Below are 2572 nucleotides of genomic sequence, written 5' to 3'. Positions count from 1 at the left end.
TTCCCGTGGGATCGCTACGGCGTGAGCAACGACCAGAGTTCCTGCTGGGTACGCGTCAGTCAGGGCTGGGCGGGCGGCCAGTACGGCATGATCGCCATCCCGCGTATCGGCCATGAAGTGATCGTCAGCTTTCTCGAAGGTGACCCAGACCAGCCGATTGTCACCGGGCGTACTTTCCACGCCACCAATCCGTCTCCCTATCCACTGCCCGCTAACAAAACGCGTACCACGCTTCGCTCCAAAACCCATAAAGGCAAAGGATTTAACGAACTCAGCTTTGAAGACGCGACCGACAACGAAGAGATCTTCCTTCACGCCCAGAAGAATATGGCGGTGCGGGTGCTCAATTCTAAAGATGAGCGCGTGGACTATAACCGCACGACGAGCATTGGACATGATGAAGAACTGGTGGTTGCCAACGATCGTAAAGTCACGGTGGAAGGCAATCAGGATCACAAAACCACAGGCAACCATTTATCGCTGACCGAAGGCGATCGGGGCATACAGATTAAGGGCGATCTGACGCAGAAAATCAGCGGCGTATTCAGCGTAGACAGCAACGGCGATCTGACGCTGCAAAGCGGCAGCAAATTAACGCTCAGGGTTGGGGGCAGCTTTGTGGTTATCCACGCCGGTGGGGTGGACATCAAAGGACCGGCGATTAATCTGAACTCAGGTGGCAGCCCCGGCGATGTGGCACTCCCTGCCGATCCGGCGATGTGGCACTCCCTGCCGATCCGGCGATATTGAAAGCGGCTGCTGCCGCAGGGACGCTGTTTGTGGCGCACTGTCCGGCAAAGGAGAAAAAAGGTGAGTGAGATAACACGCTGGGCAATAGTGGATGCAGCGGCAGAGCCCGAGTTATTTTCGATGCTGGAACAATTAGATCCACCCCATGCCAGTTTATACGCGGAGCCAGTACCGGAAGATATTGGGCGATTGGCTCCGTACTTAGTGCGAGTTGACGACGCCATTATTCAGTGGCTTGAACAAAGAAAAACGCCTTGGGGAATACGGCTTGAAAGCCGAGCTGATATGAAAACTCTGCGTCAGCATTTACGTAAATACCTGTATGTACAAATCCCCAATGAAGAAAAACCTGTATTTTTCCGTTTTTATGACCCGCGCAATATCTGGTCATTGCTGTCCGTACTTTCTGACTGGGAAAAGCATACCTTTCTCGGCCCGATTGAGACGATAACGACAAACTGGCAGGGAATTAATCGATGTGAAAATTTTTCTGCGCTAAAAACACAATTTCACGCTGGAAGTGCTTCTCGTCGAAAAATAATGCGGTTCTCATCAGAACAGATGGATGAATTAACCCTAATTTTTGAGCAGCGCTATCTCGACGTTCTTGTCAGTAAAATGGAAAGCTGGGACGGAGAAAATAGATCTGTCGATTCACAAAAAATTGGTGAAATATTTCGTTGGTTGCAACAGCAGGGGATCACTGATGACAGGAGTATTCGTGGTTTATTTTTTCTGTTTCATTCCCGTCATTATTTGGCACTTGACGATATTCCTGCTGACTTTAAAAATGTTCTCTGTACAGAGGGTAAAAAAGGCGTCTTTAAAGCAGAAACACTTTTACTCAGGGAATTGGGCTCTGTGCCCCTATAAGGAAAATATATGGTGAGTTTAACGGCGGGGTCGCCATCTTGTAATTGTGAAAATCCAGATACCTGCATACATGCGTTTTCACTGAAAGTGAAATACTGGACATTTGATTACAGTCAGGACGATTTTGTCACAACGGTAGAAATCATTGATAAAACAGGAGAAGGTGTTCCCGTTTCGCTCGGTCTGACAGGAAAAGGCTGTGTTTCACATAATGTATTATGTCCTCATGGCATCATTTATGATTCTGAGCGGCGTCGTGCTCCCAAGACGTTTAGTAGCGGTCTGACAAATTATGTGTGTGATTATGGAGAAAAAGCAGATATTTATTCAATACACGATGCCATCGATTTCTTGAGAGAGTATGTGTTTGCAAAAGATATCAAAGCATTGTTGCCTAAGGAGATATATACCCTGCGTGTTGGGCAGTGTAACGATGAACCTTTTATCAGTGAATCGCTGGTCTTTCTTAATGGAGTATCACAGATATTTAGCTTGCCTTCCAGAGATGCGCTTCGCACGCAAATTATAATCTATCCGGCATTCAGTTGGGATGTCAGTGTGGTGATTGGCACCGACGAAACGGTTACCGAGTTTACTGAACGACAGAAAAAGAAGCAGGCTAAAGAGGAAAATAAAGCTAACGGGAATCCACAGCGTGGTGCCCGCGGGTGGACGAAACGTCCTAATTATGAAATAAGCCGTACTCTGGAGATTGGGGGCGAATTTACCTACACATTAGGTAATAACCCTGAACATAATTATTCTGCTTCGATGAAAAAAGATTTTAAGCGGAAAGCTAATACGCTTTCCTGGCTGAATAAATCAGTAAAAGCTATCGATTTTATTAGCAAGACGCTGTCTACGACCAAAGGCGAAAATGACAAAATCACGCTGCTGGAAACGGAAATCATCTATCCGGCATTAGAGATTAAATGACTTCGCCTAATAC

General features: G+C 46.9%; 3 protein-coding genes. All 3 read left to right on the top strand.

What is annotated here, in order from left to right; all coding sequences use genetic code 11:
- On the top strand, window positions 1–750 hold a 750-nt coding region (locus H0247_RS19570), incomplete at its 5' end, for a type VI secretion system Vgr family protein (protein WP_370463387.1).
- Window positions 751–810: 60 nt separating this feature from the next.
- Window positions 811–1623, top strand: coding sequence for a DUF4123 domain-containing protein (locus tag H0247_RS19565; protein ID WP_180744015.1), 813 nt, complete (start codon window positions 811–813; stop codon window positions 1621–1623).
- Between the two features lie 9 nt (window positions 1624–1632).
- Window positions 1633–2559, top strand: coding sequence for a hypothetical protein (locus tag H0247_RS19560; protein ID WP_255434042.1), 927 nt, complete (start codon window positions 1633–1635; stop codon window positions 2557–2559).
- Window positions 2560–2572: the final 13 nt, after the last annotated feature.

The sequence above is a fragment of the Pectobacterium sp. CFBP8739 genome, from assembly GCF_013449375.1.
GTDB lineage: Bacteria > Pseudomonadota > Gammaproteobacteria > Enterobacterales > Enterobacteriaceae > Pectobacterium.
The sequence above is the reverse complement of the archived record's forward strand: the minus strand, read 5'-3'. Positions and strand labels throughout refer to the sequence as shown.

Bases quoted from the DNA above. Each gene is read 5' to 3' on its own strand.
- H0247_RS19560 (WP_255434042.1), top strand. From the start codon at position 1,633: ATGGTGAGTTTAACGGCGGGGTCGCCATCTTGTAATTGTGAAAATCCA.